This is a genomic window from Rhodococcus sp. C26F, from assembly GCF_053345925.1.
Map to the genome: position 1 here is coordinate 61,691 of NZ_JBKFBA010000018.1, position 24,334 is coordinate 86,024.

At 67.9% G+C, this 24,334-nt stretch carries 22 protein-coding genes; 10 read left to right on the forward strand and 12 right to left on the reverse strand.

Annotation, left to right across the window (positions count from 1 at the left end):
- Positions 1-58 precede the first annotated feature (58 nt).
- Positions 59-865: a mycolate reductase gene (gene cmrA / locus ACLBYD_RS18250; RefSeq protein WP_447817541.1), complete on the reverse strand. Its 807-nt coding sequence runs from the start codon at positions 863-865 to the stop codon at positions 59-61.
- 130 nt (positions 866-995) lie between these two features.
- Between cmrA and ACLBYD_RS18255 the strand changes: the two genes are divergently transcribed.
- Positions 996-2,327, forward strand: a complete 1,332-nt coding sequence (locus tag ACLBYD_RS18255; protein WP_447817542.1) for an MFS transporter — start codon at positions 996-998, stop codon at positions 2,325-2,327.
- Positions 2,328-2,333: 6 nt separating this feature from the next.
- On the opposite strand, the gene ACLBYD_RS18260 is transcribed toward ACLBYD_RS18255, so the two are convergent.
- Together ACLBYD_RS18260 and ACLBYD_RS18265 are read right to left on the reverse strand one after the other, a co-directional pair.
- Positions 2,334-3,224 (reverse strand): SGNH/GDSL hydrolase family protein, encoded by an 891-nt coding sequence (locus ACLBYD_RS18260; protein ID WP_447817543.1) that lies wholly within the window; start codon positions 3,222-3,224, stop codon positions 2,334-2,336.
- A 112-nt stretch (positions 3,225-3,336) separates the two neighbouring features.
- The gene (locus tag ACLBYD_RS18265; RefSeq protein WP_019289008.1) at positions 3,337-4,158 is read right to left on the reverse strand and encodes an acyl-CoA thioesterase; all 822 of its coding nucleotides are present in this window, start codon (positions 4,156-4,158) and stop codon (positions 3,337-3,339) included.
- Between the two features lie 95 nt (positions 4,159-4,253).
- Between ACLBYD_RS18265 and ACLBYD_RS18270 the strand changes: the two genes are divergently transcribed.
- The 5 genes from ACLBYD_RS18270 (at position 4,254) to ACLBYD_RS18290 (ending at position 7,182) form a co-directional block, all read left to right on the forward strand.
- Complete coding sequence (locus ACLBYD_RS18270; RefSeq protein WP_447817544.1) at positions 4,254-4,829, forward strand: TetR/AcrR family transcriptional regulator; 576 nt, start codon at positions 4,254-4,256, stop codon at positions 4,827-4,829.
- 122 nt (positions 4,830-4,951) lie between these two features.
- Complete coding sequence (locus ACLBYD_RS18275; RefSeq protein ID WP_060651172.1) at positions 4,952-5,278, forward strand: PadR family transcriptional regulator; 327 nt, start codon at positions 4,952-4,954, stop codon at positions 5,276-5,278.
- Between the two features lie 4 nt (positions 5,279-5,282).
- A complete protein-coding gene (locus tag ACLBYD_RS18280) occupies positions 5,283-5,645 on the forward strand; it encodes a DUF1048 domain-containing protein (protein ID WP_447817545.1) in 363 nt (120 codons plus the stop codon).
- Entirely contained in the window at positions 5,642-6,406 is a 765-nt protein-coding gene (locus ACLBYD_RS18285; protein WP_447817546.1) for an ABC transporter ATP-binding protein, read from the forward strand. The genes ACLBYD_RS18280 and ACLBYD_RS18285 overlap by 4 nt, the downstream gene beginning before the upstream one ends.
- On the forward strand, positions 6,403-7,182 hold the full coding sequence (locus ACLBYD_RS18290) for an ABC transporter permease (protein WP_447817547.1): 780 nt from the start codon (positions 6,403-6,405) through the stop codon (positions 7,180-7,182). The genes ACLBYD_RS18285 and ACLBYD_RS18290 overlap by 4 nt, the downstream gene beginning before the upstream one ends.
- A 51-nt stretch (positions 7,183-7,233) precedes the next feature.
- Here ACLBYD_RS18290 and ACLBYD_RS18295 read toward each other — a convergent pair whose 3' ends face one another.
- Together ACLBYD_RS18295 and ACLBYD_RS18300 are read right to left on the reverse strand one after the other, a co-directional pair.
- Entirely contained in the window at positions 7,234-8,067 is an 834-nt protein-coding gene (locus tag ACLBYD_RS18295) for an alpha/beta fold hydrolase (RefSeq protein ID WP_447817548.1), read from the reverse strand.
- A 78-nt stretch (positions 8,068-8,145) separates the two neighbouring features.
- Positions 8,146-8,799, reverse strand: a complete 654-nt coding sequence (locus ACLBYD_RS18300) for a TetR family transcriptional regulator (protein ID WP_447817549.1) — start codon at positions 8,797-8,799, stop codon at positions 8,146-8,148.
- 154 nt (positions 8,800-8,953) lie between these two features.
- Here ACLBYD_RS18300 and ACLBYD_RS18305 point away from each other — a divergent pair, with 154 nt between their 5' ends.
- From ACLBYD_RS18305 to ACLBYD_RS18315, 3 genes are read left to right on the forward strand one after another with little or no spacing between them, the layout of a single operon-like run.
- Positions 8,954-10,072, forward strand: coding sequence for a ferredoxin reductase (locus tag ACLBYD_RS18305; protein ID WP_447817550.1), 1,119 nt, complete (start codon positions 8,954-8,956; stop codon positions 10,070-10,072).
- 42 nt (positions 10,073-10,114) lie between these two features.
- Positions 10,115-11,371 (forward strand): fatty acid desaturase family protein, encoded by a 1,257-nt coding sequence (locus tag ACLBYD_RS18310; RefSeq protein WP_447817551.1) that lies wholly within the window; start codon positions 10,115-10,117, stop codon positions 11,369-11,371.
- Positions 11,349-11,591: a hypothetical protein gene (locus ACLBYD_RS18315; RefSeq protein WP_120282158.1), complete on the forward strand. Its 243-nt coding sequence runs from the start codon at positions 11,349-11,351 to the stop codon at positions 11,589-11,591. Before ACLBYD_RS18310 ends, ACLBYD_RS18315 begins: the two co-directional genes overlap by 23 nt.
- Positions 11,592-11,616: 25 nt before the next feature.
- On the opposite strand, the gene ACLBYD_RS18320 is transcribed toward ACLBYD_RS18315, so the two are convergent.
- Positions 11,617-12,564, reverse strand: coding sequence for an alpha/beta hydrolase (locus ACLBYD_RS18320; protein ID WP_447817552.1), 948 nt, complete (start codon positions 12,562-12,564; stop codon positions 11,617-11,619).
- Between the two features lie 37 nt (positions 12,565-12,601).
- Entirely contained in the window at positions 12,602-14,245 is a 1,644-nt protein-coding gene (locus ACLBYD_RS18325) for a flavin-containing monooxygenase (RefSeq protein ID WP_447817553.1), read from the reverse strand.
- 176 nt (positions 14,246-14,421) lie between these two features.
- On the opposite strand from ACLBYD_RS18325, the gene ACLBYD_RS18330 reads away from it, so the two are divergent.
- On the forward strand, positions 14,422-16,809 hold the full coding sequence (locus tag ACLBYD_RS18330) for an ATP-binding protein (protein ID WP_447817554.1): 2,388 nt from the start codon (positions 14,422-14,424) through the stop codon (positions 16,807-16,809).
- A 22-nt stretch (positions 16,810-16,831) separates the two neighbouring features.
- On the opposite strand, the gene ACLBYD_RS18335 is transcribed toward ACLBYD_RS18330, so the two are convergent.
- From ACLBYD_RS18335 to selD, 5 genes are all read right to left on the reverse strand, one after another.
- Positions 16,832-18,136, reverse strand: a complete 1,305-nt coding sequence (locus ACLBYD_RS18335) for an L-lactate MFS transporter (RefSeq protein WP_447817555.1) — start codon at positions 18,134-18,136, stop codon at positions 16,832-16,834.
- A gap of 33 nt (positions 18,137-18,169) precedes the next feature.
- Positions 18,170-19,189 carry an NrfD/PsrC family molybdoenzyme membrane anchor subunit gene (gene nrfD, locus ACLBYD_RS18340; RefSeq protein ID WP_447817556.1) on the reverse strand — a complete coding sequence of 340 codons (1,020 nt, stop codon included), beginning with the start codon at positions 19,187-19,189 and terminating at the stop codon, positions 18,170-18,172.
- The gene (locus ACLBYD_RS18345) at positions 19,189-20,100 is read right to left on the reverse strand and encodes a 4Fe-4S dicluster domain-containing protein (RefSeq protein WP_447817557.1); all 912 of its coding nucleotides are present in this window, start codon (positions 20,098-20,100) and stop codon (positions 19,189-19,191) included. The genes nrfD and ACLBYD_RS18345 overlap by 1 nt, the downstream gene beginning before the upstream one ends.
- On the reverse strand, positions 20,097-23,441 hold the full coding sequence (gene fdh, locus ACLBYD_RS18350; protein ID WP_447817558.1) for a formate dehydrogenase: 3,345 nt from the start codon (positions 23,439-23,441) through the stop codon (positions 20,097-20,099). Before fdh ends, ACLBYD_RS18345 begins: the two co-directional genes overlap by 4 nt.
- Positions 23,442-23,544: 103 nt before the next feature.
- A partial coding sequence (selD, locus tag ACLBYD_RS18355) for a selenide, water dikinase SelD (protein ID WP_447817559.1) occupies positions 23,545-24,334 on the reverse strand: 790 nt, incomplete at its 5' end.

Consider the following 24,334-nt stretch of genomic DNA (forward strand, 5'->3'; position numbering starts at 1 on the left):
GCCGCCGGCAGCGGTGAAGTGTTGCTGCCGCCGGCAGCGGTGAAGTGTTGCTGCTGTGTCAGTTGCCGCCGAGCTTCTTGTAGAAGGCGCCGGCGATCGGGGCCGAGATCGAACGCGGCGAGAACTGACCGGCGGCCGACATGGCCTTGCTGATCACACCGGGCACGATGCGCATCCGGTTCGCGGCAAGCGCGTCGAGCGAGACCTTCGCGGTGTGCTCGCTCGAGATCCACAGGAAGTCCGGGACCAGCTTGTCGACGATCGACGCCTCGGCCGGGTCGGGTTCCTCGGTGCGGACCGGGCCGGGGGCGAGCAGCGTGACGTGCACGCCGGTGCCTTTGAGTTCGCCGCGCAGCGACTCGGAGAAGGTGTTGACGAACGCCTTCGTCGCGGCGTAGGTGGCGTTGTTCGGGATCGGCATGTTGCCGGCGGCCGAACCCACCATGAGGATGGCGCCGGAGTTCCGCTCGACCATCTGCGGCAGCACCGCGAGGGTGAGGTCGTGGACGGCGACGGCGTTGAGCTCGACCTGTGCCCGCTCGTAGGTCGCGTCGAGTTCGGCGACCGCGCCGAAGGTGGCGATACCGGCGTTGTTGCACAGGATGCTGATGCGTCGACGTCCGAGTTCGTCGACGAGCGGTGTCCGTGCGTCGCGGTCGGACAGATCGCACGCGCGCACCTCGACGGTCACGCCGTGCTTCGCGCGCAGGGTCTCGGCGAGGACCTCCATCACCTCTCTGCGACGGGCGACCAGGATCAGCGAGTGGCCGCGGGCGGCGAGTTCGGTTGCGAGGGCCTCGCCGATGCCGGAGGACGCTCCGGTGACGACGGCACGGGCATCGGGATGGGGATTCGGCAGAGTCACAGTGGGTCAGCGTAGCGGCAGGCGCAGGAACGGCGACCGGGCCCGCCCCCGGCCTGCGGCCGAATCGTCCGGTGCCGTGCGGCCGAGTCGTTCGGTGCCACGGCAGCTCCGGAAGCCTAGGCTCCGGGGCATGAATGCGTTCACGGACACGGCGAGCGGGGCCGGGGAGGCCGCGACACGTCGTCAGGTCGTCTCGTGGGGTCTGTGGGACTGGGGTTCCGCGGCGTTCAACGCCGTGATCCTGACGTTCGTGTTCTCCGTCTATCTCACCGACGCGGTCGGCGACGACCTGCCGGGTGGGATCTCGGCGAGCACCTGGCTCGGATGGTCGCTCGGCATCGCCGGGTTCGTCATCGCCGTGACCGCGCCGGTGTCTGGTCAGCGGTACGACGCGGCCGGGCGACGGAAGTGGTCGCTGGGCATTCTCACCGCGGTCACCGTCGCGGCGATGGCGGCGATGTACTTCGTGCGCGACGACTACCACTATCTGTGGCTCGGCCTGGTCCTGCTCGGCGTGGCATCCGTGATGGCCGAGCTCGCGCAGGTGCCGTACAACTCGATGCTGCGTCAGGTGTCGACTCCGGACGACATCGGGCGAGTGTCGGGTTTCGGTTGGGCGATGGGTTATTTCGGTGGCATCGTGCTCCTGCTGCTGTGCTACACCGGGTTCATCGCCGGCGACGGCGACACCCGCGGTTTCCTCGGGGTGCCCACCGAGGACGGCACCAACATCCGGCTCGTCGCGCTGTTCGCGGCCGTGTGGTTCGCGGTGTTCGCCGTGCCCGTGCTCCTCGCCGTCCCGGAGAAACCGGTCGCGCGTGGCGACGTCGCCCGCCGCGCCGGTTTCGTCGAGTCCTATCGCGTGCTGTGGCGCGACCTGGCGGAGTTGTGGCGGGCGGATCGTCGCACCATCTGGTACCTCGGGGCGTCGGCGTTGTTCCGGGACGGCCTCGCCGGTGTCTTCACCTTCGGTGCGGTCCTTGCCGTCACGGTCTATGGGATCGGAGCGGGCGACGTGCTGATCTTCGGTGTCGCCGCGAACGTCGTTTCCGCGGTGGGCGCACTGGTGGCCGGACGCGTCGACGACCGGGTCGGACCCAAGGCGGTGATCGTGGGCTCGCTGGTCGCCATGATCGCGACCGGCATCGTCCTGCTCGTGGTTTCGGGCCCGACGATGTTCTGGATCTTCGGTCTGGTGCTGTGCCTGTTCGTCGGCCCCGCCCAGTCGTCGGCGCGCACCTTTCTGGCGCGACTCACTCCACCGGGCCGGGAAGGGCAGATGTTCGGTCTCTACGCGACGACGGGACGCGCGGTGTCGTTCCTGGCACCGACGCTGTTCGGGTTCTTCGCGTGGTGGTTCGGCACCGACCGGGCAGGCATCGTGGGATTGCTGATCGTGCTCGGCGCGGGCTTGGTGGCGTTGCTCGCCGTGCGGGCTCCCGAGACGTCCGCGACGGTGTGAACCCGCTCAGTCGGTGATCGTGGCCAGCACCTGGTCGGCGGCGTTGCGGTGCCCGGCCGCGTTCGGATGCAGCGGGATCGATCCGGCGGTCGGCTGCAGGCCGGCCATCCACCGGGTCTCCGGGTCGGCGCACGCGTCGTGGTCGCGGCTCGAATCACGCAGGTCGACGTAGTCCACCTCCGCGGCCTCGGCCTGTTCGCGCATGACGGTGTTCAGTCGGTCGATCTTCGCCTGCAGATAGGTCGCGTCCTCGGGCCACATCCGCTGTTCGGGGAAGCACCCGCCGTCGCGGATCCCGGTGGGGTAGCCGACGAGCACGATGCGTGCCTCCGGGGAGCGTCGACGGATCTCGTCGATCACCGTGGTGTAGACGGGCGCGAAGGCGTCGATGGCGGCGTCGACACGGTCGGTGCCGTCCGGTGCGTTCGTGATCGCGCACGACGTGCCGTCGGGCGGTGCCGAGAGATTGACGCACCCCAACGCCAGTTGGACGAGACCGATGTCGTTGCCGCCGATTCCGACGGTGACGAGTTCGGTGTCGGGGCGCAGCGCGTCGTACTGCGGTGGCACCGTGGCGCCGCGGAAGGTGGTCTGCGGCATCGCGAAGTCGAGGGAGGTGGCGGCACCGCACGACGCGTCGACGAAGTCCTCGATACCGAGATCGGTCGCGACGAGGGTGGGGTAGTTGCTCGCCGACCGCCCGCACGGATCGCCTTCGGTCTGAGGCGGGATGCCGGGCCCGGAGGTGAACGAGTCTCCCAGGGCGACGTACGACCCGTAGTCCGCAGCCGGGGCCGTGTCCTGCGCGTCGGCGCAGGCGACCGTGCCCACGGTCGTGAACGCGATTGCGGCGCAGGCGATGACACCCGACCGTCGGAGGAGTCTCGGCATCGTCACAGTGGACCTCGCAATCCGGTGGGTGGGTGTTTCCGAGGCTACAGGTGTGCCGGTGACCGGGACGGGCGCCGAACGCCGACCGGTCGGGTCGATCGAATACCGACCGCCCCGCTCATGCCTTGAAGTAGACGATCTGGTGCGAGGTCGCGAGTAGAACGCCGTCGCGACCCCACAGTTGTGCGCTCTGGTCGAAGAAGCCCTGTTCGAACCGATTCGCACGTGCGGTCGCGAGCACGGGGCTGTCGGATTGCGCGGCAACGGTCTCCGGGTCCGCGTGGAAGTAGACGGTCATCGAGACCGTGCCGGCCGGCAGCACCCGACCCAGACGCAGGAAGGCCCGGGGGTAGAAGATGTCGCACATCGCGGTGAGCGAGGCGAAGTCGAGTGGGCGCGACGGGACGTCGCGGACCCACAGCGTCGACGTGGAGTCGGCGACCTCCGCGCTGCCCTCCTCGGGAACGACTCCTGCGGTGTACCGCATCTCGTAGTTGCGTGCCCACGCGATGAAGTCGGGCAGCGGTGTCGGTTCGAGCGAGTCGGGTGCCGGGGCGGCCGGCGCCTGCAGTTCGGTCGACGACCAGGTGGGGCGACGGAGACCGAAGACGGCCGTCGCGGTGGTGGCGACCTCGCCGCCCTGCGACAGTTCGATCGACCAGTGCTGGGTGGTCCGGTTCGTGCGCACCGGGCGCACCGCGATGTCGAACGGTCCGTCGGCGATGGGGCCGGCGTAGTTGATCGTCAGGGACAGCGGCATGCCGAGGACGTCCGGGTGTCGTTCGACCGCGCGGAGGAGAGTCGCGGCGGTGATACCGCCGAACGGGCCGACCATGTTCGCGTAGGCAGGGTGCGTGTGCCCTTCGGTGCGATCGTCCCGGACCTCGAACAGGTCGACGGCGGCGTCGAAGACGTGAGTGGTCACCGAGACGTCGGTCATGGCAGGGTCTCCTCGAAAATGGTGTCGCGCAGCGTCGGATCTGTACGACAACATACATAGAATATGGGTGACAACCACCACTGCCGGAGGAACGGGTGAGCGCTGCAGAACGGCGGGACGGACCGCGCGCCGCGATGATCGCCAGCGCGATCGCGCTGATGAGCGAACGAGGTGTCGCGGCCACGTCGTTCCGGGACGTGCTCGAGCACAGCGGGGCGCCACGCGGCTCCATCTACCACCACTTTCCCGGCGGCAAGGCCCAACTCGTCGAAGAGGCGACGGACCAGGCCGCCACCCGGATCGAGCGGTCGCTGACGGCGAAGGTCGACGGTCTCGGCGTGGTGGAGACGGTGCGCGCCGTCGTCGATCTGTGGCGCGAGGGTCTCGTGGCCACCGACTACGTCGCGGGATGCCCGGTGGTGGCCGCCGGTCTCGGCACCGAACCGCGGGCGCGCGCACGGGCCGGGGAAGCCTTCGACACCTTCGTCGACGTCGTCGCGCGGTCCCTGGCGGCCGACGGGGTGGCCGCGGAGCGGGCGCGGTCGTTGGCGAATCTCGTCCTCGCGGCCCTGGAAGGCGCGCTGGTCGTGGCCCAGGCGCAGCGCAGTCCGGCTCCGCTCGATGCGGTCGTCGCCGAACTCGAGGTGCTGCTCGGCTCTGTTGCCGACTAGCACCCTCACCGCCCACCGACTGGGGCGGAGTGACCCTTCCATCCGCTATTCGGTATTGCTGACTACCAGTACTCAGTGTTACTTTGTACCGGTAGTCAGCACTACAGACTAGGGAGTGGGCAATGGCGAATCCGATGACGGAAATGCTCAAGGGCACGCTCGAAGGCATCGTTCTGGCACTTCTGGCCGGACGACCCGCGTACGGCTACGAGATCACCGCACTCCTGCGCGAGCGGGGCTTCACGGACCTCGCGGAAGGAACCGTCTACGCCCTGCTCGTGCGTATCGAACAGCGCGGTTTCGTGGATGTGGAGAAGGTGCCGTCGGAGAAGGGTCCGCCTCGAAAAGTGTTCTCCATCAATGCGAAAGGACACGAACAACTCGACGAGTTCTGGAAGACCTGGAGTTTTCTTGCAGAACGTATCGAACAGCTCAGGCAAGGGGGATAGTGCCATGACCAACTGGATCGAGAGCATCACCGGATCGTTCGAGCAGAAGAAGCAGTACAAACGGCACGCCGGCCGCATCGACGCTCTTCCCGAACCGTACGACGCCGCAGCGAAGGCACTGCTGCGATATTTCCACTACTCCGGCGGGATCACCGACGGCGCAACACTCGTCACGATGGTCGGCGACCTGGCCGACCTGTGGGAGCAGGCGGCGGTCGACGGCACGCCGGTGCGCGAGATAGTCGGCGACGATCCGGTCGAGTTCGCAGAGACGTTCGTGCAGGCCTACATCGGCAAGAAGTGGATCGACAAGGAGCGTGCCCGCCTGACCGAGGCGATCGAGGATGCGGAACGAGGGCAACGATGACCACCGACGTCATGATCCGGGTCCGGGGCCTGGAGAAGTCGTACAAGGATCTGAAGGTGCTCGAAGGCGTCGACTTCGACGTGGTGCCGGGCACGATCTTCGCGCTCCTCGGCTCGAACGGAGCGGGGAAGACGACGGTCGTGAAAGTGCTGGCCACGCTGCTCGGTGTGGACGCCGGCACGGTCACCGTCAACGGCTACGACAGTGCCACCCAGCCGCAGCACGTGCGCGAATCGATCAGTCTCACCGGACAGTTCGCGGCCGTCGACGACATGCTCAGCGGCCGTGAGAACCTCGTGCTCGTCGCGAAGCTCCGCCACGTCGAGAACCCGGGGCAGGTAGCGGACGACCTTCTCGAGCGCTTCTCGCTCACGCAGGCGGGCGGACGGAAGGCGTCGGAGTACTCCGGCGGCATGCGCCGGCGGCTCGACATCGCCATGAGTCTGGTCGGGGATCCGCCGGTCGTCTTCCTCGACGAACCGACCACCGGCCTCGACCCGCAATCGCGTCTCGACGTGTGGCGGACCATCCGGGAGTTCGCCGCTCGCGGGACCACCGTGCTGCTGACGACGCAGTACCTCGACGAGGCGGAACAACTCGCCGACCGGATCGCGATCCTCCACCGGGGCCGGATCGTCGTGAACGGCACCCTCGCCGAAGTCAAGGCGCTGCTGCCGCCCACGAAGGTGGAGTACGTCGAGAAGCAACCCACCCTCGAAGATGTCTTCCTCGCAGTTGTCGGCACACAGGAGCGACGATGACCATCACCCATCCCTACAAGGACACCGCTGCGTTGACCGGGCGCTCACTGCGCCACGTCCTGCGCAGCCCGGACACCATCATCACCACGGTGGTCACACCGATCGCCCTCATGCTCGTGTTCGTCTACGTGTTCGGCGGGGCGATCGAGACGGGAGCGAGCGCGGCGGGGACGACCTCGTACCTGAACTACATGCTGCCCGGAATCCTGCTCATCACGATCGCATCGGGAATCGGATACACCTCCTACCGGCTCTTCGTGGACAGATCGGGCGGAATCTTCGAGCGCTTCCGGTCCATGCCGATCGGGAGATCCAGCGCGTTGTGGGCGCATGTACTGACGTCCATGGTCGCCATCGGGGTCTCCCTCGTGGTCGTCGTCGGCGTCGCCCTGATCATGGGTTTCCGCACCGACGCGAGCGTGCTGGGCTGGCTGGCGGTCGCAGGAATCCTGATGCTCTTCACCCTCGCGCTGACCTGGGTCGCCGTCGTCGCGGGACTGACCGCGAGATCCGTCGACGGAGCCGGGGCGTTCGCCTATCCGCTGATCTTCCTGCCGTTCGTCAGTTCTGCGTTCGTGCCCACCGGGACGATGCCCGCGCCGGTGCGATGGTTCGCCGAGAACCAGCCGGTGACCGCGCTCGTCGACACGATGCGCGCCATCTTCGACGGGCACCCGGTGGGCGGCGCCGTCTGGATCGCCCTCGCGTGGTGCGTCGGGATCCTCGCTCTCGCCTACGCCGGTGCGACGGCGGTCTACCGTCGCAACACCGCCTAGTTTCGGGCGTGCAGGCCGGACGACGCGTGCGCTGCTGATGCGTTCGGGTCGTCAGCCGTTCCGTCGCCGCGAGATCGCGTTCGCGATCTCGTCGGGGGCCTCCTCCGGAATCCAGTGCGAGACGTCGGGCAGGACCACGAAGTCGTACTCGGCGTCGACGAATTCGCCGCACCGTTCGGCGCCGGCGCGGCCGATCGCGATGTCGGCGGTGCTCCAGATGTAGGTCGTCGGGACGCGGACCGGGGGAGTCGAATCGAGATCCCGCGTCATGGCGCGATACCAGTTCAGGGCGGCGGTGAGAGCGCCCGGCGCGGACAGGGCGGCGACGTAGTGGTCGACCGAGTCGTGGTCGACTGCGGAGGTGAACATCGCCCGCAGGCGCCGCGCGTCGTCGGCGAGGAGCAGGTCCTCCGCCTTGCCCTCCTCGCGGAAGAGACCGATGTAGGAGGAGCGTTCGCGCTGGTCGGCGTCCTCCCGCAACGCCCAGCCGTAGGCGGCGAGGTGGGGGACCGAGACCGCGGTCAACGCCGAGACGCGGTCGGGATTGTGGGCGGCGAAGTACCACGCCACAGCGGCGCCCCAGTCGTGTCCGACGAGGTGGACGCGATCGAGCCCGAACTCGTCGAGCAGGCCGAGGACGTCGCCGGCGAGTGCCGGCACCCCGTAGTGCTCGACGCCGGTCGGTCGGGCGCCGGGGGAGTATCCGCGCTGGTCGGGGGCGATCACGCGGAAACCGCGCTCGACGAGCAGGCGCGCCACCGGCGTCCAGCTGCGTGATGTCTCGGGGAAGCCGTGCAGGAGCACGACGGGTGTGCCGTCCCTCGGACCCGCCACGCGCACGTCGAAGGTCAGGTCGTCGTAGGTGGCGGGTTCGGTCGATGCCATGGGAACCACGTTACGGAAGGGGAGTGTCTGCGACAGGATTTCCTGGCCACCTCGACGAACCGGCGTCGCGCCGACCCGTCACCGGTCGTTCGACGTCCGTCGTGGCCGCCACGCCGCCGCGCCCAGCAGGATCAGACGCATCTGTTTCTCCGCGCGCGTGACCACCTCCGATTCCTGCGCGCTGCCGGGACGTTCGACGGCGAGCAGGTCGAGGACGAAATCGAGCATCGCGGTCACCAGTAGGTCGGCGGCCATCTCGAGATCGTCGAAATCCCAGTCCTCGAGGCCCGGGGAGCGGCCCAGGTCGGCGGCGAGCTCGCTGGTCAGCAGGCGCAGTTCGACGGAGATCGCGGCGGCGACCTCGGGAACGCCGCCGTGGCGTTCGCGTGCCAGGAACCGGAAAGCCGCCTTGTGTGCCCGTACCTGTTGGACCAGCACGTCGAGCGATTGCCGCGCACCTGCCGGACCGGGCGTGCGACGCGCGTCGCGCAGCAGGCGCCGCAGTACCCGCATCGTGTCCGCCGCAAGGGTGACGCCGAGCTCGTCCATGGACGAGAAGTGGCGGTAGAACGCGGTGGGCACGATGCCCGCGTGACGGGCCACCTCCCTCAGGCTCAGCCCGCCGAGTCCCCGGTCGGCGGACAGTTCGAGGGCGGCGTCGAGAAGCGCCTGACGTGTGCGTTCCTTGCGTTCGGCGCGTGTGGTCGGCGGAGGTGCGGAAGCGGTGGACACCCCCTGAGTCTAGGCATGACGTTCCCGGCGGTGTCCGTACATCTGTGTCGGCAGTCACATCGGGGTTGACAGGCAGGTGTGTCCGGCTGCCACACTGATTTCAGTGCACATTCGTTCACTGAGCACACAGAGGTCTACCGAAAGGCGGACAGGCATGATCGTGCGCGACCGTCCGACACCCGTCCCGCGCCCGGGTTCGTTGCGAAAAATGCTGGTAGAGGCACTCGGAATGCTGTCCTACCCGCATCACCCGGACCGCTACCTGGAACTCGCCGACCCGCTTCTCGTCACGTCGGCGAACTATGCCCGGATTACAGATGTGGACCGAAGTGCCACCGATTCGCTCACGATCACGGTGCGCCCCGCGCAGCCGTGCCGACCCCTTCCCGGGCAGTACGTGACCGTGTCGGTCCGCGTCGACGGCGTGCGGCACACGCGCTGCTACTCGCCGACGCTCGTCGAAGCGGAGTCGAAGCGCCGGCCCGACCTGCGGTTCACCATCGGCAGGCATCCCGAGGGCACCGTCTCGCGCCACCTCCACGACCGAGTGCAGATCGGAGACGTCGTCGAACTCGGTGCTCCCGCAGGCGAGTTCGTGCTCCCGAGTCCGCGTCCTCGACGCCTGCTGTTCGTCGCCGCGGGCTCCGGGCTGACGCCCGTGCTGTCGATGCTGTCCGGTCTCGTTGCCGAGGGGTACGACGGGTCCGCCGTGCTGCTCTACTACACCCGCACCCCCGGACACATTCCGCGCCGCGCCGAACTCGAGGCGCTCGCCGCCCGGCCCAACATCGAGATCGTCCACGCCCACACCCGCTCCGACGACGGGATGCTGCAGGGGCGGTTCGACCGCAGCCACCTCGCGGCCGTCGCACCCTGGTACGCCGACACGCCCACCTTCGTGTGCGGTCCGGCGGAGATGGTCGCGAGGATCCGCGAGGTCTACGCCGAGCGGGGCGCCGAGACCATGGTGAACACCGAGGAATTCGTCCTCGCACCACCGGTCGTGTCGACGGATGATGCCGGCGGCGAGATCTCCTTCGCCGAATCCGGCGTCGTTGCCGAGAACACCGGGTCGACGCTGCTCGAACAGGCCGAAGCGGCCGGTCTCACGCCCGAACACGGATGCCGCATGGGCATCTGCCACAGCTGCACCGCCGTCCGGCTGTCGGGGTGCACGCGCGACGTGCGTACCGGCGACGTCGATTCGGAACCCGGCCGTCGCATCCAGATCTGTGTCAACGCCCCGGTCGGCGACGTCGCCGTCGAACTCTGAACCGGCCGTCGGTCGACACCACCGAAACCATTGGAGGACATCATGTTCGGATTGTCCCTACCCACCGTCCCCTTCCTGCCCTTCCTGTCCGGCCGCAATTCTGCGGCCGAGAACGAACCGCTCGTCCTCGACCACGACAGTGTCGAGGAGATCGGCCGCGAACTCGACGCACTGCGGGAGCAGACGCTCGCATCCCTCGGTGACGAGGACCGTGAGTATCTCTACCGGATCATCAGGGCGCAGCGCGGATTCGAGATCGCCGGTCGCGGTCTGCTCTTCGTCGGATTCCTCCCGCCCGCATGGGTCGCCGGTGTCGCGGCACTGAGCGTGTCGAAGATCCTCGACAACATGGAGATCGGGCACAACGTGATGCACGGTCAGTACGACTGGATGCGCGAGCCGTCGCTGAATTCCCGTGTGTTCGAATGGGACACCGTGTGCCCGTCGGACCAGTGGCGGCACTCGCACAACTACGTGCACCACACCTACACCAACATCCTCGGCCAGGACCGCGACATCGGATACGGGATCCTGCGCATGGACCCGGCCCAGAAGTGGCATCCCTACTATCTCGGCAACCCGGTCTACGCGACCGCCCTCATGTTCCTGTTCGAGTGGGGCGTGATGATGCACGACGCGGAAGTCGACCGGATCGTCGCCGGGAAACGGTCGTGGCGCGACGTGATCCCGATCGCGAAGGGCTGGTGGCGCAAGGCGCGCCGTCAGGTGATCAAGGACTACATCGCCTTCCCGCTGCTGAGCGGACCGATGTTCTTCCCGACGCTGCTCGGCAACGCGACCGCCAATCTGGTGCGCAACGTGTGGGCGTACTCGATCATCTTCTGCGGCCACTTCCCGTCCGGCGTGCAGTCCTTCACGGAGGAGGAGACCGCCGAGGAGACCCGTGGTGAGTGGTACGTCCGGCAGATGCTGGGCAGCGCGAACATCACCGGGTCGCCGTTGTTCCACATCATGTCGGGCAACCTGTCGCACCAGATCGAGCACCACCTGTTCCCCGACCTGCCGGCGCACCGCTATCCGGAGCTCGCGCCGAAGGTCAGGGAACTGTGCGAGAAGCACGGACTTCCGTACAACACCGGGGGCCTCACCGCCCAGGTGACGTCGGTGTGGAAGAAGATCTTCACGCTTGCTCTCCCTCCCGGTTGGTTCGCGCCCGAACCCGAGTCGCAGGTGATCATCGAACGTCACCGCTCCACCGATCGCCCGCTCGACGATGCGGGTACCCTCGCGGACGACACGATCGAGGGGGTCGAACATGGTGGGAAGATTCGAGCGTAACAAGGACACGATCCAGGAGGTCACCGAGTCGGCGGCCACCCACGTCGGCGCGATCGCGGGGATCATCACCGGAGCGGTCCGCGACGTCACCCGCGAGATCGGTGAGTTGATCACCGACGCGATCGAGATGCGCGAGGCCGCCCGCGCGGCGCGCGACGACGAGGAACGCGGAGAAGGGCCGGCGACGTCGGATCGTCGCTCGGCCCCTCCCACGGAGTAGCGGATCGGAACGGCGGATCGAGTTCCTACCGCGCGGGGACGCTCGAGGTGGTGCGGGTGACGAACCCGGCCACCTCGTCGCGCATCTCGCCGCTGCGCGGTACCGCGCCCGACATCCAGAATGCGCCGTGCACGAGCCCGTCGAACCGGCGGATCGTCACGTCCACACCGGCTTCGCGTAGCCGTTGCCCGTAGAGCTCACCTTCGTCGCGGAGCACCTCGTTCTCGGTGGTGAGCACCAGGGTCGGTGGCAGTCCGTCGAGGCGGGCCGCGCGTGCGGGCAACGCATAGGGCGTCTCTGCGTCCGCGGGTGAGGTGAAGTACCGGTCGAGGAACCAGTCCATGTCGGCGGCGGTGACGATGTACCCCTCGGCGAACTCGCGGCGCGAGGGCAGGTCGGCAGCGCGGTCCAGCGCCGGGTAGATCAGCACCTGTCCGCGCAGTACCGGTGCGCCTTCGTCACGGGCCCGCAACGCGACTCCGGCTGCGAGGTTGCCACCGGCACTGTCGCCCATGACCACCAGGTTGTGCGGGTCGCCGCCGTACTCGGCGATGTGCGCGGTGACCCACTGCAACGCAGCCAACGCGTCGTCGGCCGCTGCGGGGAACGGGTGTTCCGGCGCCAGGCGGTATCCCGCGGTCACGACGGTGGCTCCGGTCGCCCGGGCGACCGCCCGCGCCGGTTCGTCCACGACGGTGAGGTCACCCGCGACGAACCCGCCGCCGTGGAAGTAGAGCACCACCGGCCGCGGCCCGGTGTCCGTCCCAGGGGTGTAGATCCGGAGGGGGAGACGGGTGCCGTCGCTCTCGTAGTGGGTCTCGTCCACACGCTCGACGTCCTGCGGTGGGAGTTGGAGGTCGGTGAAGGTCGCGATCGTCGCGCGGACCTGATCGACCGTCATCTGCGAGAACGACGTGAATCCCTGCTGCCGAAGTCCTGCGATGAGGCCGGCGGCGTGGTCGTCGAGTGCCATGCGTGGTTTCCTTCCGAGAGGTGGGGAGATCGGTGCTCTACGAGGCGGCCGGGACGGTGGCTCGTGCGGGGGCGAGGTCGAAGCCGAGGTAACCGCCGTCGACGACCTCGGCGCAGACCTGCCGGTAGGTGGGGGCACCACCGAGGTAGACCATGCAGGCACGCGGTTTGCCGGGGATGTTCGCGCCCATGTACCACGAGTCGGTCTGCGGCAGTAGCGTCTGCTCGGCGATCTCGGTGGTGGTGCGCACCCAGTCGGCTTCGGCGTCGGGGGTGGGTTCGATGACCTCGAGATCGTGTGCGCGCAGATACGCGATCGCGTCGGTCGCGAAATCGACGTGGTCCTCGATCGCCAGCGGCATGTTGTAGAGCACCGAGGGCGACTGCGGTCCGGTGATCGTGAACAGGTTGGGGAACGCGTTGCTCATGATGCCGAGATAGGTGCGCGGCCCGTGTGCCCACCTGTCGGCCAGGCGCACACCGTTGCGGCCGCGGATGTCCATGGCCATGAGTGGACCGGTCATCGCGTCGAAGCCGGTCGCGAGCACGATGGTGTCGATCTCGTAGGTGCGGTCGCCGACGCGCACACCGGTTTCGGTGATCTCGCTGATCGGCGTGCTCTTCACGTCGACGAGGTGCACGTTGTCGCGGTTGTAGGCCTCGTAGTAGTTCGTCTCGAGCGGGGGACGTTTCGTGGCGTAGGCGTATCCCCGGGGTGCGAGCGTGTCGGCCTTGGCAGGGTCCTGCACGCGCTCGCGGATCCGTTCGCGGATGTACTCGGCGGCGGTGTCGTTGGCCTTCCTGTCGAAGAGGATGTCCTGGAAGCTGTCGATGAACAGGCGGAATCCGCCCGCGTTCCAGCGTTCGTCGAACACCCGCCGACGCTCCTCGGCATCGACGGCGAGCGCCGACGGCTGCACCTGGTCGAACGGAACCCCCAGGAAGTGATTGCGTGCGGCCTCTCGCAGTTCGGGGTAGACCTTCTTGGCGTCGTCGAGCACCTGCGGGTCGAGCGGGCCGTTCCCGAGTGGGGTGGCGAACTGCGGTGTGCGCTGGAAGACCACCAGTTCCGCGGCCTGTTGCGCGATCAGAGGGATCGCCTGGATCCCACTGGCGCCGGTGCCGATGATCGCGACGCGCCTGCCGGTGAAGTCGACGGGTTCGTGCGGCCAGTTACCGGTCAGCAGCACCTGTCCGCGGAAGTTGTCGATGCCTCCGAACTCGGGCTTCTTGGGGACCGAGAGGTTGCCGGCGCCGGAGACGAACCACCGGGCCGTCACGGTCTCGCCGGTGTCGGTGCGAACCGTCCACCACGAGTTCTCGTCGTCCCAGTGCACACCGATCACGCGCGTGCCGAATGTGATTCCCTTCCGCAGGTCGAAGCGGTCGGCCACGTGGTTCAGGTAGCGGAGGATCTCCGGCTGCCCGGCGAACTTCTCGCTCCACTGCCATTCCTGCTGCAGGTCCTCGTCGAACGAGTACGAGTAGTGGATCGATTCGATGTCGCAGCGGGCGCCGGGATAGCGGTTCCAGTACCAGGTGCCACCCACATCGTCGCCGGCCTCGAAGACCCGCACGGACATGTTCATCCGGTCGCGCAATTTGTGCAGCGCATACAGGCCGGCGAATCCGGCTCCTACGACGACGACGTCGGTGTCGGGGGTGATGGAGGAAGTGGTCATCTGTCCTGGCTCCTCGGTATCGGGGATGTCGCTCCGGTGGGTGAACCGAAGGTCTGCATCGACGATGACGTGGATCACACTCATGGACTCGGGGTGAATTACCCCATTCGTTACCTGTGTTGGCCGTCACACGACCACCCGGTATGTTGGGCCCACTATCTCTGAGAAGCGTGACGATGGAATCTGCCCTGCCGGAACCTGCACCACCCCGCACCCCGGGGCCCACCCGTTCGGTGACGACCTTCGTCGGTCGTCGTCGCGAGATCGACGAGGCCCGGTCGTGTCTCCAGCGGACCCGGCTGCTGACGATCCTCGGTCCGGGTGGAGTGGGGAAGACCCGGGTGGCCGAGGAACTGGCGGTGCGTACCTCGCGCGCGTTCCGCGATTCGTTCCGCTGGATCGATCTGGCGGTGGTACGGGATCCGGAGTCCGTTCCCTCGGCTGCAGCGGCCGCTCTGGGCGTGACCGACCAGTCCACCAGACCCGTGATGGACAAGATCATCGATCGTCTCCGCGACCAGCACATGCTGATCGTGGTCGACAACTGCGAACACCTGATCGCGACCGTGGCCGACTTCGTCGCTGCCGTCCTCGGTGATGCACCGGAGGTGCGGATCCTCGCAACCAGTCGTGAGCCGCTCGCAGTGGCGGGGGAGGCGGAGTATGTGCTTCCACCTCTGACGACACCGGACGGATCGACGGGGAACCGGGCGACCGATCTCGAGCGGTTCGAAGCGGTGGGTCTGCTCGTGGAACGGGCCCGGCAGGTGGTCCCGGGCTTCGAGGTGACCGACGAGAACGCAGATGCCGTGGCGCAACTGTGCATCGCGCTCGACGGCGTGCCGCTCGCTCTCGAACTCGCGGCCACCCGGCTGCGTTCGTTGTCTCCGGCACAACTCGTCGACCGACTCGATCGTCGTTTCGCGCTGCTCATCGGAGGCAATCGCGTGGCGGTGCCGCGGCAACAGACGTTGCGTGCCCTGATCGACTGGAGCTACGAACTGTGCTCCGATGCCGAGCGGACGCTGTGGGCGCGGTTGTCGGTATTCACCGGCAGCTTCGACCTCGAAGCCGCGGAGACCGTCTGCGCCGACGGCGATCTGCCGAGCGAGCAGGTCATCGACCTGCTCGACAGGTTGATCGCGAAATCGCTTGTGGGTGTCGATCGTTCGTCGTCGGTGTTGAGGTACTCGCAATTGGTGACCGTGCGCGAGTACGGACACGAACTGCTCGACGCCCGCGGGGAACGCGAGCAGCTGTACCGGCGGCATTGCGAGCACTATCTCGACCGTGCCCGTCGCTGCGCCGAGAGTTGGTACGGGCCGAGACAATCCGCCCTGCTGTCGTCGATGCGCGCCGACCACGCGGATTTCATGGCAGCGCTCGACCGGTCGATCCGGGACGACGACGAACTCGCCACGGGGGCGGCACTCGCCGTCGCGCTGCGCTATCACTGGATCGCGGGCGGCTACCTGTCCACCGGGCGGGCCCGGCTCGAACGACTCCTGCAACGACTTCCGCGCTCGANGAACAGCGAGCGCGGCAACGTGCTGTGGGTGACCGCGTGGACGGCCCTCATCCAGGGAGATCGCGACGGAGCGGCGATCCATCTCGACGAGTGTCGTTCGATCGCAGACGAATCCGGCGACGTACGGTTGCGGGCCCATTGCGATCACTGGAGCGCTCTGCACGCACTGTTCTGCGGGGCGACGGCCGAGGCGATCGACCTCTACTTCCGTGCGGCCCGGGTGCATCGTGCGCACGGCGACCACGCCGCCCACCTGACCTGCCTGTTCCAGCTGGCGATGGCGCAGACCTACGACGGACGACTCGACGACGCCCTGAAGACGTGTGCTCGTGTCGTCGAGATGGCGGACCAGCACGGCGAGCGGTGGAACAAGGCCTATGCGCTGTGGGTCTCGGGGCTCGCCCATTTCCATCTCGGGCGCCTCGGCTCTGCAGTCGACGCGGCGAACGGTGCCCTGGCCGTACAGCGCGACTTCGAGGACAAGATCTGCACGGCACTGTCGCTCGAGTTGCTGGCCTGGTCGGCGGGTGCCGAAGACGATCCGGAGAAGGCGGCACGGCTGTTCGGGGCCGCACGGACGGTGTGGCAGCGCCTCGGTACGACGATCGCAGCATTCGGACCGCATATCGAGCAGGACTCGATCGCAGCGGAACGTCGCCTCCGGGACAGGGTGGGCGAGACGGAAACCGTCGGATCGTTTCACCCGCAGTCCGGCATGACCATCGTCGATCTCGTGGACAGCGCGTTGGAACCGAAGGAGTCCTCGGGGAGACGGACCTCGCGTGCTCCGGCTTCCGAACGGCGGCACCGCGGTGGGGGCGAGTCCGGCTCCCGGACATCCCCGCTGACGAAGAGGGAGCAGGAGATCGCGGGACTCGTTGCCGGAGGCCTGAGCAATCGCGCGATCGCCGACCGGCTCGTGATCTCACGCCGGACCGTCGACGGGCACGTCGAACGGATCCTCGACAAACTCGGCGTGCACTCCCGCACGCAGGTCGTCTCGTGGTTGCACACCCACGAAGCGCCCGGAGCGTGAGCGGGAAGGACGGCGCTCCGGCTCAGGACCGGGCCGAGACCGACTCCCGGCGTGCCGCGGGTACCTTCGTGATCATCGTGAGCACGACCGATACGAGCGCGATGATGCCGATGGTGGTGTAGGCGAGGGTATAGGCCTTGTCGTCGCCGATGAGCGTAGACGCGATGATCGGGCCGATGATGCCGCCGATGCTCCACCCGATGAGCATCAGGCCGTAGATGGCGCCGGCGTTGCGGACCCCGAAGAAGTCGCCGGCGGTGGCGGGCATGGTGCCGAATGCGCCGCCGTAGCAGAGATAGATGATCGCGGCCAGGACCGAGAACAGCACCACGCCGGTGGCATGCGGCAGCACGATCAGGCACACGCCCTGCAGCACGAGCAGTGCGGTGAAGGTCTTCATCCGGCCGATATGGTCGGAGATCGCCGCCCACACGATCCGGCCGGCGCCGTTGAAGATCGCGAGCACGCCCACGAGTGCCGCCGCGCCGGAGGTGCTGAAACCGGCGATGTCGGACGCACTCGGCTTTGCCTGCGAGATCAGGGAGATGCCGGCGGTCACGCACAGGGTGAGGATGGCGGTCAGGAGGTACCACTGGGGCGTGCGGAGGGCCTCGTTCTGGGTGTACTCCTTGCCGCGGTCCGCTCCGCTGCCGTCGCGGCCGACGGGGTCGAAGCCCGGCACGGTGTACCCCTCGGGGGGGTTGCGGAAGAGTGCCGCACCGGCCAGCGACATCACGAGGTAGGCGATACCCAAGGGCAGGAAGGCGCTCGTGGGGTCGTCCGGATTCCGGTCGATGAGCCACTGCGCGACCGGCGAGGTGAGCACGGCGCCGAACCCGAAACCGCCCACGGCGAGTCCGGTGATGAGACCGGTCTTGTCGGGGAACCACTTCTGCAGCATGGCGATCGGGACGATGTACGCGAAGCCCAGCCCGAAACCGCTGATGATGCCGTACCCGAGGATGAGCAGCCAGTAGTCCTCGGCTCCGTCGGTGAAGGAGGCGAGGAGGATGCCGAGCGCGTAGATGATGCCGCCGATCAACGCGACGACCCGGGGACCTTTCAGGTCCTGCAGTCGGCCACCGAGATAGGTGCCGATGAAGATCATGCCGATGGTGACGGTGAACGGCAGTGAGGCCCGGACCGTGCTCAGTTGCCAGGAGTCGGCGCTCTCGAGGGCTCCGCCGAAGACCGACCACGCGTAGACCGCGCCGATCGAGAACTGCAGCAACAGACCCCCGGCGACGAGGAGCCAGCGGAAGCTGCCCGGAGGCTGTGCCGTCGCGGCGTCGCCGTGTGGTTCGCGCGTGGGCTTGCCGGAGTCCATGCGTTCTCCTTCGTCCTGCCCGCGAGCCGGATCTCAGCTGCGGTAACGAACGGGTTCCCCGCGATCGACTCGTTCACGCTGGGGAACGACGGTGTACTTGGGATCCTTCGCCGACGCGATGCCGGCCTCGTAGACTCCGACTCGCGTGCACAGTGAACCGACCATGAGTGCGGCACCGGACACTGCCGACACCAGCCGATTGCGGCGACCGACGAGTGCGCCGAGCGCGCCGGCCACCGTCAATGCCTTACTGGCCTTCATCAGTCGCCCGGGGCGGCCCTGGTGGAGCGTCTCGGCTGACAGGCCCATCGACTTCTCCATCTGCTGCTCGGTCGCGAGTTCGACGAGCGCGCCGCCGACGGCGAAGGCGCGCGCCGGCCCGGCCTCGGCGACCGGTGCGCCCAACAGTCCGAGACCTCCCGATGCGGCGGCCGCGGACCCGCAGAACACGAAGGGGATTTCCTTGTAGGCGGAGTGCCAGGCAGGGGTTGCGGTGTCGGACAACAGGACCCCGGTGTAGGCGGCGACCGGCGGTGCCGTCAGCGCACCGACGATCCCGGCGGGCCGTCCGAGGGCGAGCAGCAGACGCACCGGTCCGCGCTTCCATCGGGCGGGGAGCATCTCGGCGATCTCCGCGACCGCCGCGAGGCCCGCGAACGGACCGTGCAGCGACAGGATCCACGTACCGACCGACATCGGGGAGGTCGGTTTGGCGACCCGCAGCATGTTGAGGAAACGGCTCGGCTTGCCGAGATCGTGGACCAGCGCACCGACACTGACGAGCAGCGATGTGAGCGAGCCGAATCGGGCGACGCGACGGAGGGCGGGCCGCCCCGTGAGATCGGCACCCGCAGCGAGCAGCGAACTGCCCGCGGCCACGCCGCCGGTGAACAGATAGATCGCGATATCGTGTTCCCACGGAGCCGGTTTCACGATCTGGCGCCCGTAATAGGACTCGAAGTCGGCCTCCGGCACCATCACCCGGTCGCCGCCGCGACCACCTCCGGACCGGCGGGGGTTGCCCGGGCTGCCACCGTGCTGCACCTGGGTCATCAGCGCCTCCTCAGGAACGACACGGCGGCGCCCGCCAGCATCGCGACCGCTGCCACGGCGGCGCGCGTCCACATCTCCGGAAGATCCTTGGTCGTCACCACCGGATCCGGCGGCAGGCCGTAGACCTCCGGTTCGTCGAGGAGCAGGAAGAAGGCACCGGTCCCGCCGACCCCGTCCTCCGGATCGTTGCCGTAGAGCCGTGCCTCGCTCACACCGCGCTCGTGCAGCGCGGCCAGTCGTTCCTCGGCGCGGGCGCGCAACTCCTCGACGTCGCCGTACTGGATCGACTCCGTGGGGCACGCCTGCGCGCAGGACGGGGTCTGGCCGTCGGTGAGCCGGTCGTAGCAGAGCGTGCACTTCTGGGCGATACCGACCTTCGGGTCGCCCTCCGGACCCTTGCGACGGTCGATGACGCCGTACGGGCACGCAGCGACGCAGTATCCGCAGCCGTTGCAGATGTCGTCCTGCACGACCACCGTGCCGAACTCGCTGCGGAACAGCGACCCGGTCGGGCACACGTCGAGGCACGCCGCGTGGGTGCAGTGCTTGCACACGTCCGAGGACATCAACCAGCGGAAGTCCGGCTTCTCCTCCTCCGGAAGTTCCGTCGGGGTCGCGCCGACGGTCGGCATCCCCAGCGAGACCGGGGGTTTCGACTCCGCAGGGCGCTCGATGAAGGCGACGTGCCGCCACTGGTTGGCGTTGAGCGAATGACTGTTGTCGTACGAGGTGCCGAGCATCGCGAAGAGGTTCTCGGGGACGTCGTTCCACTCCTTGCAGGCCACCTCGCAGGCCTTGCACCCGATGCACACACTGGTGTCGGTGAAGAAGCCCTTGCGAGCCGGCGGATCCTCGTACCCGGCATCGGGTGCCGGGTCGATCGGTCCGAAGAAGCTGTTGGGGCCGGTCACTCGTCCTCCTCCGGGGCACGTGGGTCGTCCGAGGCCTCCGGGGCATCTCGGTCGTCCGAGGCCGTATCGCCGTCCGGGACCGTCACGATGGGTGGGTACACGTGATCGGTTACCCCGGCCCGCCGCGCATATCCCTCGACGTACTCCCGCAGTGCCGCTCCGGACGGTCGGCGTCCTGCCCGGACGTCGCACGTACCGACCTTGGTCTCCTGGATGAGCACGTTGGGGTCCAACGTGATTCCGAACAGATCGTTGGTCGAGTCGCCGGTCACCATGCCGCCGCTGCCCCAGTGATAGGGCATCCACACCTGGTGGACGGTCCGTCCCTCCACCTTCAGCGGGCGCAACCGCTCGGTCACCAGCACCCGGCCCTCGATCGCGGAGCGGGCGGTGACGACGTGGCACCAGCCCATGTGCTCGAGTCCGCGTTCGGCCGCCAGGGCGGGGGAGACCTCCACGAACATCTCCGGTTGCAGTTCGGCGAGATGTTCGAGATAGCGGCTCATGCCGCCGGCGGTGTGGTGCTCGGTGAGACGGCTCGTCGTGAACACGAAGGGGAACACGTCGATGTGGTCCTCCGGCGGCGCCGGGTTCATCGGGTTGTCGTCGCGGCGGTACTCCTTGCGCGTCGGGTTGGCCTGCTGCGCGTAGAGCGGGTTGCGGAAGGGTGACTCCACCGGTTCGTAGTGCGTCGGCATCGGACCGTCGACGAGCCCCTGCGGCACGTAGAGGGCACCCTTGCCGTCGCCCTGCATGATGAACGGGTCGATCCCTTCGAGCGCCTCGATACCGTCGGCGCCTTCGGGGGAGCGGTAGCTCGGCGGCTTCGTCTTCTCGAAGTCCGGAACATCCGCACCCGTCCACTGCTGCGCGTCGTCGTCCCACCACACGTAGGCCTTGCGTTCGCTCCACGGCCGGCCCTCGGGGTCGGCGGAGGCCCGGTTGTAGAGAATGCGGCGGTTCATCGGCCATGCCCAGCCCCACTCGGGAGCTACGAACGACTGCTCGTGCCGGGACTTACGCCGGTTGGCCTGGTTGACGCCGTCGGCGTAGACCCCGGTGTAGATCCAGCAGCCACCGAGGGTGGAGCCGTCGTTCTTCATCTCGGTGAACGACGAGAGCGGCCGGCGGGTCGCGACGTCGTAGCCGTTGATCTCCATGAGCACCGCGTCGGCACTCGGCTCGTCGTACTCGCCGTGCACGGGGTAGTCCCATGCCAGGTCGAGCAGCGGCCGGTCGCGCTCGTCGGTCGACTCGGCCAGACGCTCCCGCATCATGCGGCCGAGGTGGTAGAAGAACCACAGTTCCGAGCGGCAGTCCTCCGGTGGTTCGACGGCCTTCTCCCGCCACTGCAGCATCCGCTGGGTCTGCGTGAAGGTGCCTTCCTTCTCGGCGTAGGACGCCGCCGGGAAGAGGAACACCTCGGTGGGGCACTCCTCGGTCACGATCTCACCGGTCTCGATCTCCGGGGAGTCCTTCCAGAAGTTGGCGCTCTCGATCTCGAACAGGTCGCGCACCACGAGCCAGTCGAGGTTCGCCATCCCGAGCCGCTGGGCGCGCCCGTGGGCGGAGCCGACGGCCGGGTTCTGCCCGAGGAGGAAGTAGCCCTTGACCTTTCCGTCGATCATGTCGAGCACCGAACGATAGGTGCCGTGGTCGCCGGTGATCTTCGGCATGTAGTCGAAGCAGTAGTCGTTGTCGGCGGTCGCCGCGTCGCCCCAGTATGCCTTGAGCAGGTTCACCGCGTAGGCGTCGGCCTTCGACCAGAAACCCTTGCTGCCCGGGTTGCGCACGCTGTCGACCCAGTCCGTGAACGAGTGGTGCTTGTTCGCGTCGGGCATCGGCAGGTAGCCGGGCAACAGGTTGAACAGCGTCGGGATGTCGGTCGAGCCCTGGATGCTGGCATGACCGCGCAGCGCCATGATGCCTCCGCCGGGGCGGCCCATGTTGCCGAGCAGCAGCTGCAGGATCGCGCCGGTGCGGATGTACTGCACACCGACACTGTGCTGGGTCCAGCCCACGCTGTAGACGAGCGCCGTCGTCCGCTCCCGGCCGGAGTTCTCGGTCCACGCGCGGCAGACGTCGAGGAAGTCCTCCTGCGAGACGCCGCACACCTGCTCGACCACCTCGGGGGTGTAGCGGGCGAAGTGCCGCTTGAGCACCTGGTAGACGCACCTCGGGTGCTGCAGTGTCTCGTCGCGCCTCGGGTGGCTCGCCGTCTGCATGCCGTGCGCCTCGTTCTGCAGGCCCGCGGCCGTCTCCCGATGCTCGGCGTGCTCCTCGGAGCCGTTGGCCTGCGACTTGTGCAGGTCGCCGGATTCGTCCTCCACGTCGTACTGCCAGCTCGTCGGATCGTAGGTCCGCTTCTCGGGGTCGAAGCCCGAGAAGAGCCCGTCGAGATCGTCGGTGTCCTCGAACTTGTCGCTGACGAGCACCGCGGCGTTCGTGTAGTTGACGACGTACTCGCGGAAGTCCAGCTCGTTGCTCAGGATGTAGTTGACGATGCCGCCGAGGAAGGCGATGTCGCTGCCGACCCGGATCGGGACGTGCTTGTCCGCCACCGCGCTGGTACGGGTGAAGCGCGGGTCGATGTGGATGACGCGGGCACCACGTTTCTGGGCCTCCACGACCCACTGGAAGCCCACCGGGTGGGCCTCGGCCATGTTGGAACCCTGGATGATGATGCAGTCAGCGTTTGCAAGGTCGGCCGTGTAGCCGGTGGCGCCGCCGCGTCCGAAGCTGGTCCCCAGACCGGGGACGGTGGCGGAGTGTCATATACGGGCCTGATTCTCGATCTGGACCGCCCCCATCGCTGTGAACAGCTTCTTGATGAGGTAGTTCTCCTCGTTGTCCAGCGTGGCACCGCCGAGGCTGGCGATACCCATCGTGCGCCGGACCCGGTGGCCCTTGTCGTCGAACTCCTGCCAGGTCTCGCGGCGGGTCTTCAGCACGCGATCGACGACCATCTCCATGGCCGTGTCGAGATCGAGGTCTTCCCATTCGGTGCCGTAGGGCCGGCGGTAGCGGACCCGGGTCTCGCGCAGCTCGCTGGTGACGAGGTTCTTGCTCGCCGAACCCTTGGGACACAGGCGCCCGCGGTTCACCGGGCTGTCGGGATCGCCCTCGATCTGGACGACCTTTTCGTCCTTGACGAAGATCTTCTGTCCGCATCCGACAGCGCAGTAGGGGCACACGCTGCGGGCGACACGATCGGCGGTGGAGGTGCGCGGTTCGATCTCCTCGGTACGACGGGACCGTGCGGCCTTGCCGCGTCCGAGCAGATCCTTACCGAGGAACTGGCGCAGGACGGGCCACGGGAGGGACGTGTCCTTCTCCGTCATCGATGCTCCTCTCCTGCGCTCTCGTTCCGAAGCTACCGTGTACCCCCGCTTCGTGCCGGTCAATCCGACACAGGCGTGTCGCCGTGCCCGACGGTGAACGGCGTCAGCGCACCCGGATCGCGTGCTCACCCGCGGCGACCACCTCACCGATGACCGGATGGCCGGGCAGCTCACCGACGACCAGCAGGCCGCCGGACGTCTGGGCGTCGGCGAGCAGCAGCAGCTCGTCCTCGTCCACCTCCGAGTCGACCTGCTCGCGCACCCAGTCGAGATTGCGCCGGCTCCCGCCGGGGACGAACCCCTCCGCGAGCGACTCCCGCGCCCCGCCGACGTACGGCACTGCCGCGGAGTCGATCACGGCGGTCGTGCCGCTGGCCCGCATCATCTTCATCAGGTGCCCGAGCAGACCGAAACCGGTGACGTCGGTGGCGGCACGGACACCGGCCTCGTGCGCGAGTTGCGCCGCCTCGCGGTTGAGTGTCGTCATCACCGCGACCGCTTCCTCGAACCGCTCGCCGGTGGCCTTGTGCCGGTTGTTCAGGATGCCGAGACCGAGCGGCTTGGTGAGGGTGAGCGGCAGGCCCGGCGTGGCAGCGTCGTTGCGCAGCAGGCGATCCGGATCGCCCAGACCGGTCACGGCCAGCCCGTACTTCGGCTCCCGGTCGTCGATGCTGTGCCCGCCGGCGAGATGAGCACCTGCCTCGGCGCACGCGTCGGCGCCGCCGCGCATCACCTCGGCGGCGAGTTCGAACGGGATGAGCTCGCGCGGCCAACCCAGGAGGTTGACCGCGATGATCGGCGTGCCACCCATGGCGTAGACGTCGGACATGGCGTTGGTGGCGGCGATCCGTCCCCAGTCGTAGGCGTCGTCGACGACCGGGGTGAAGAAGTCG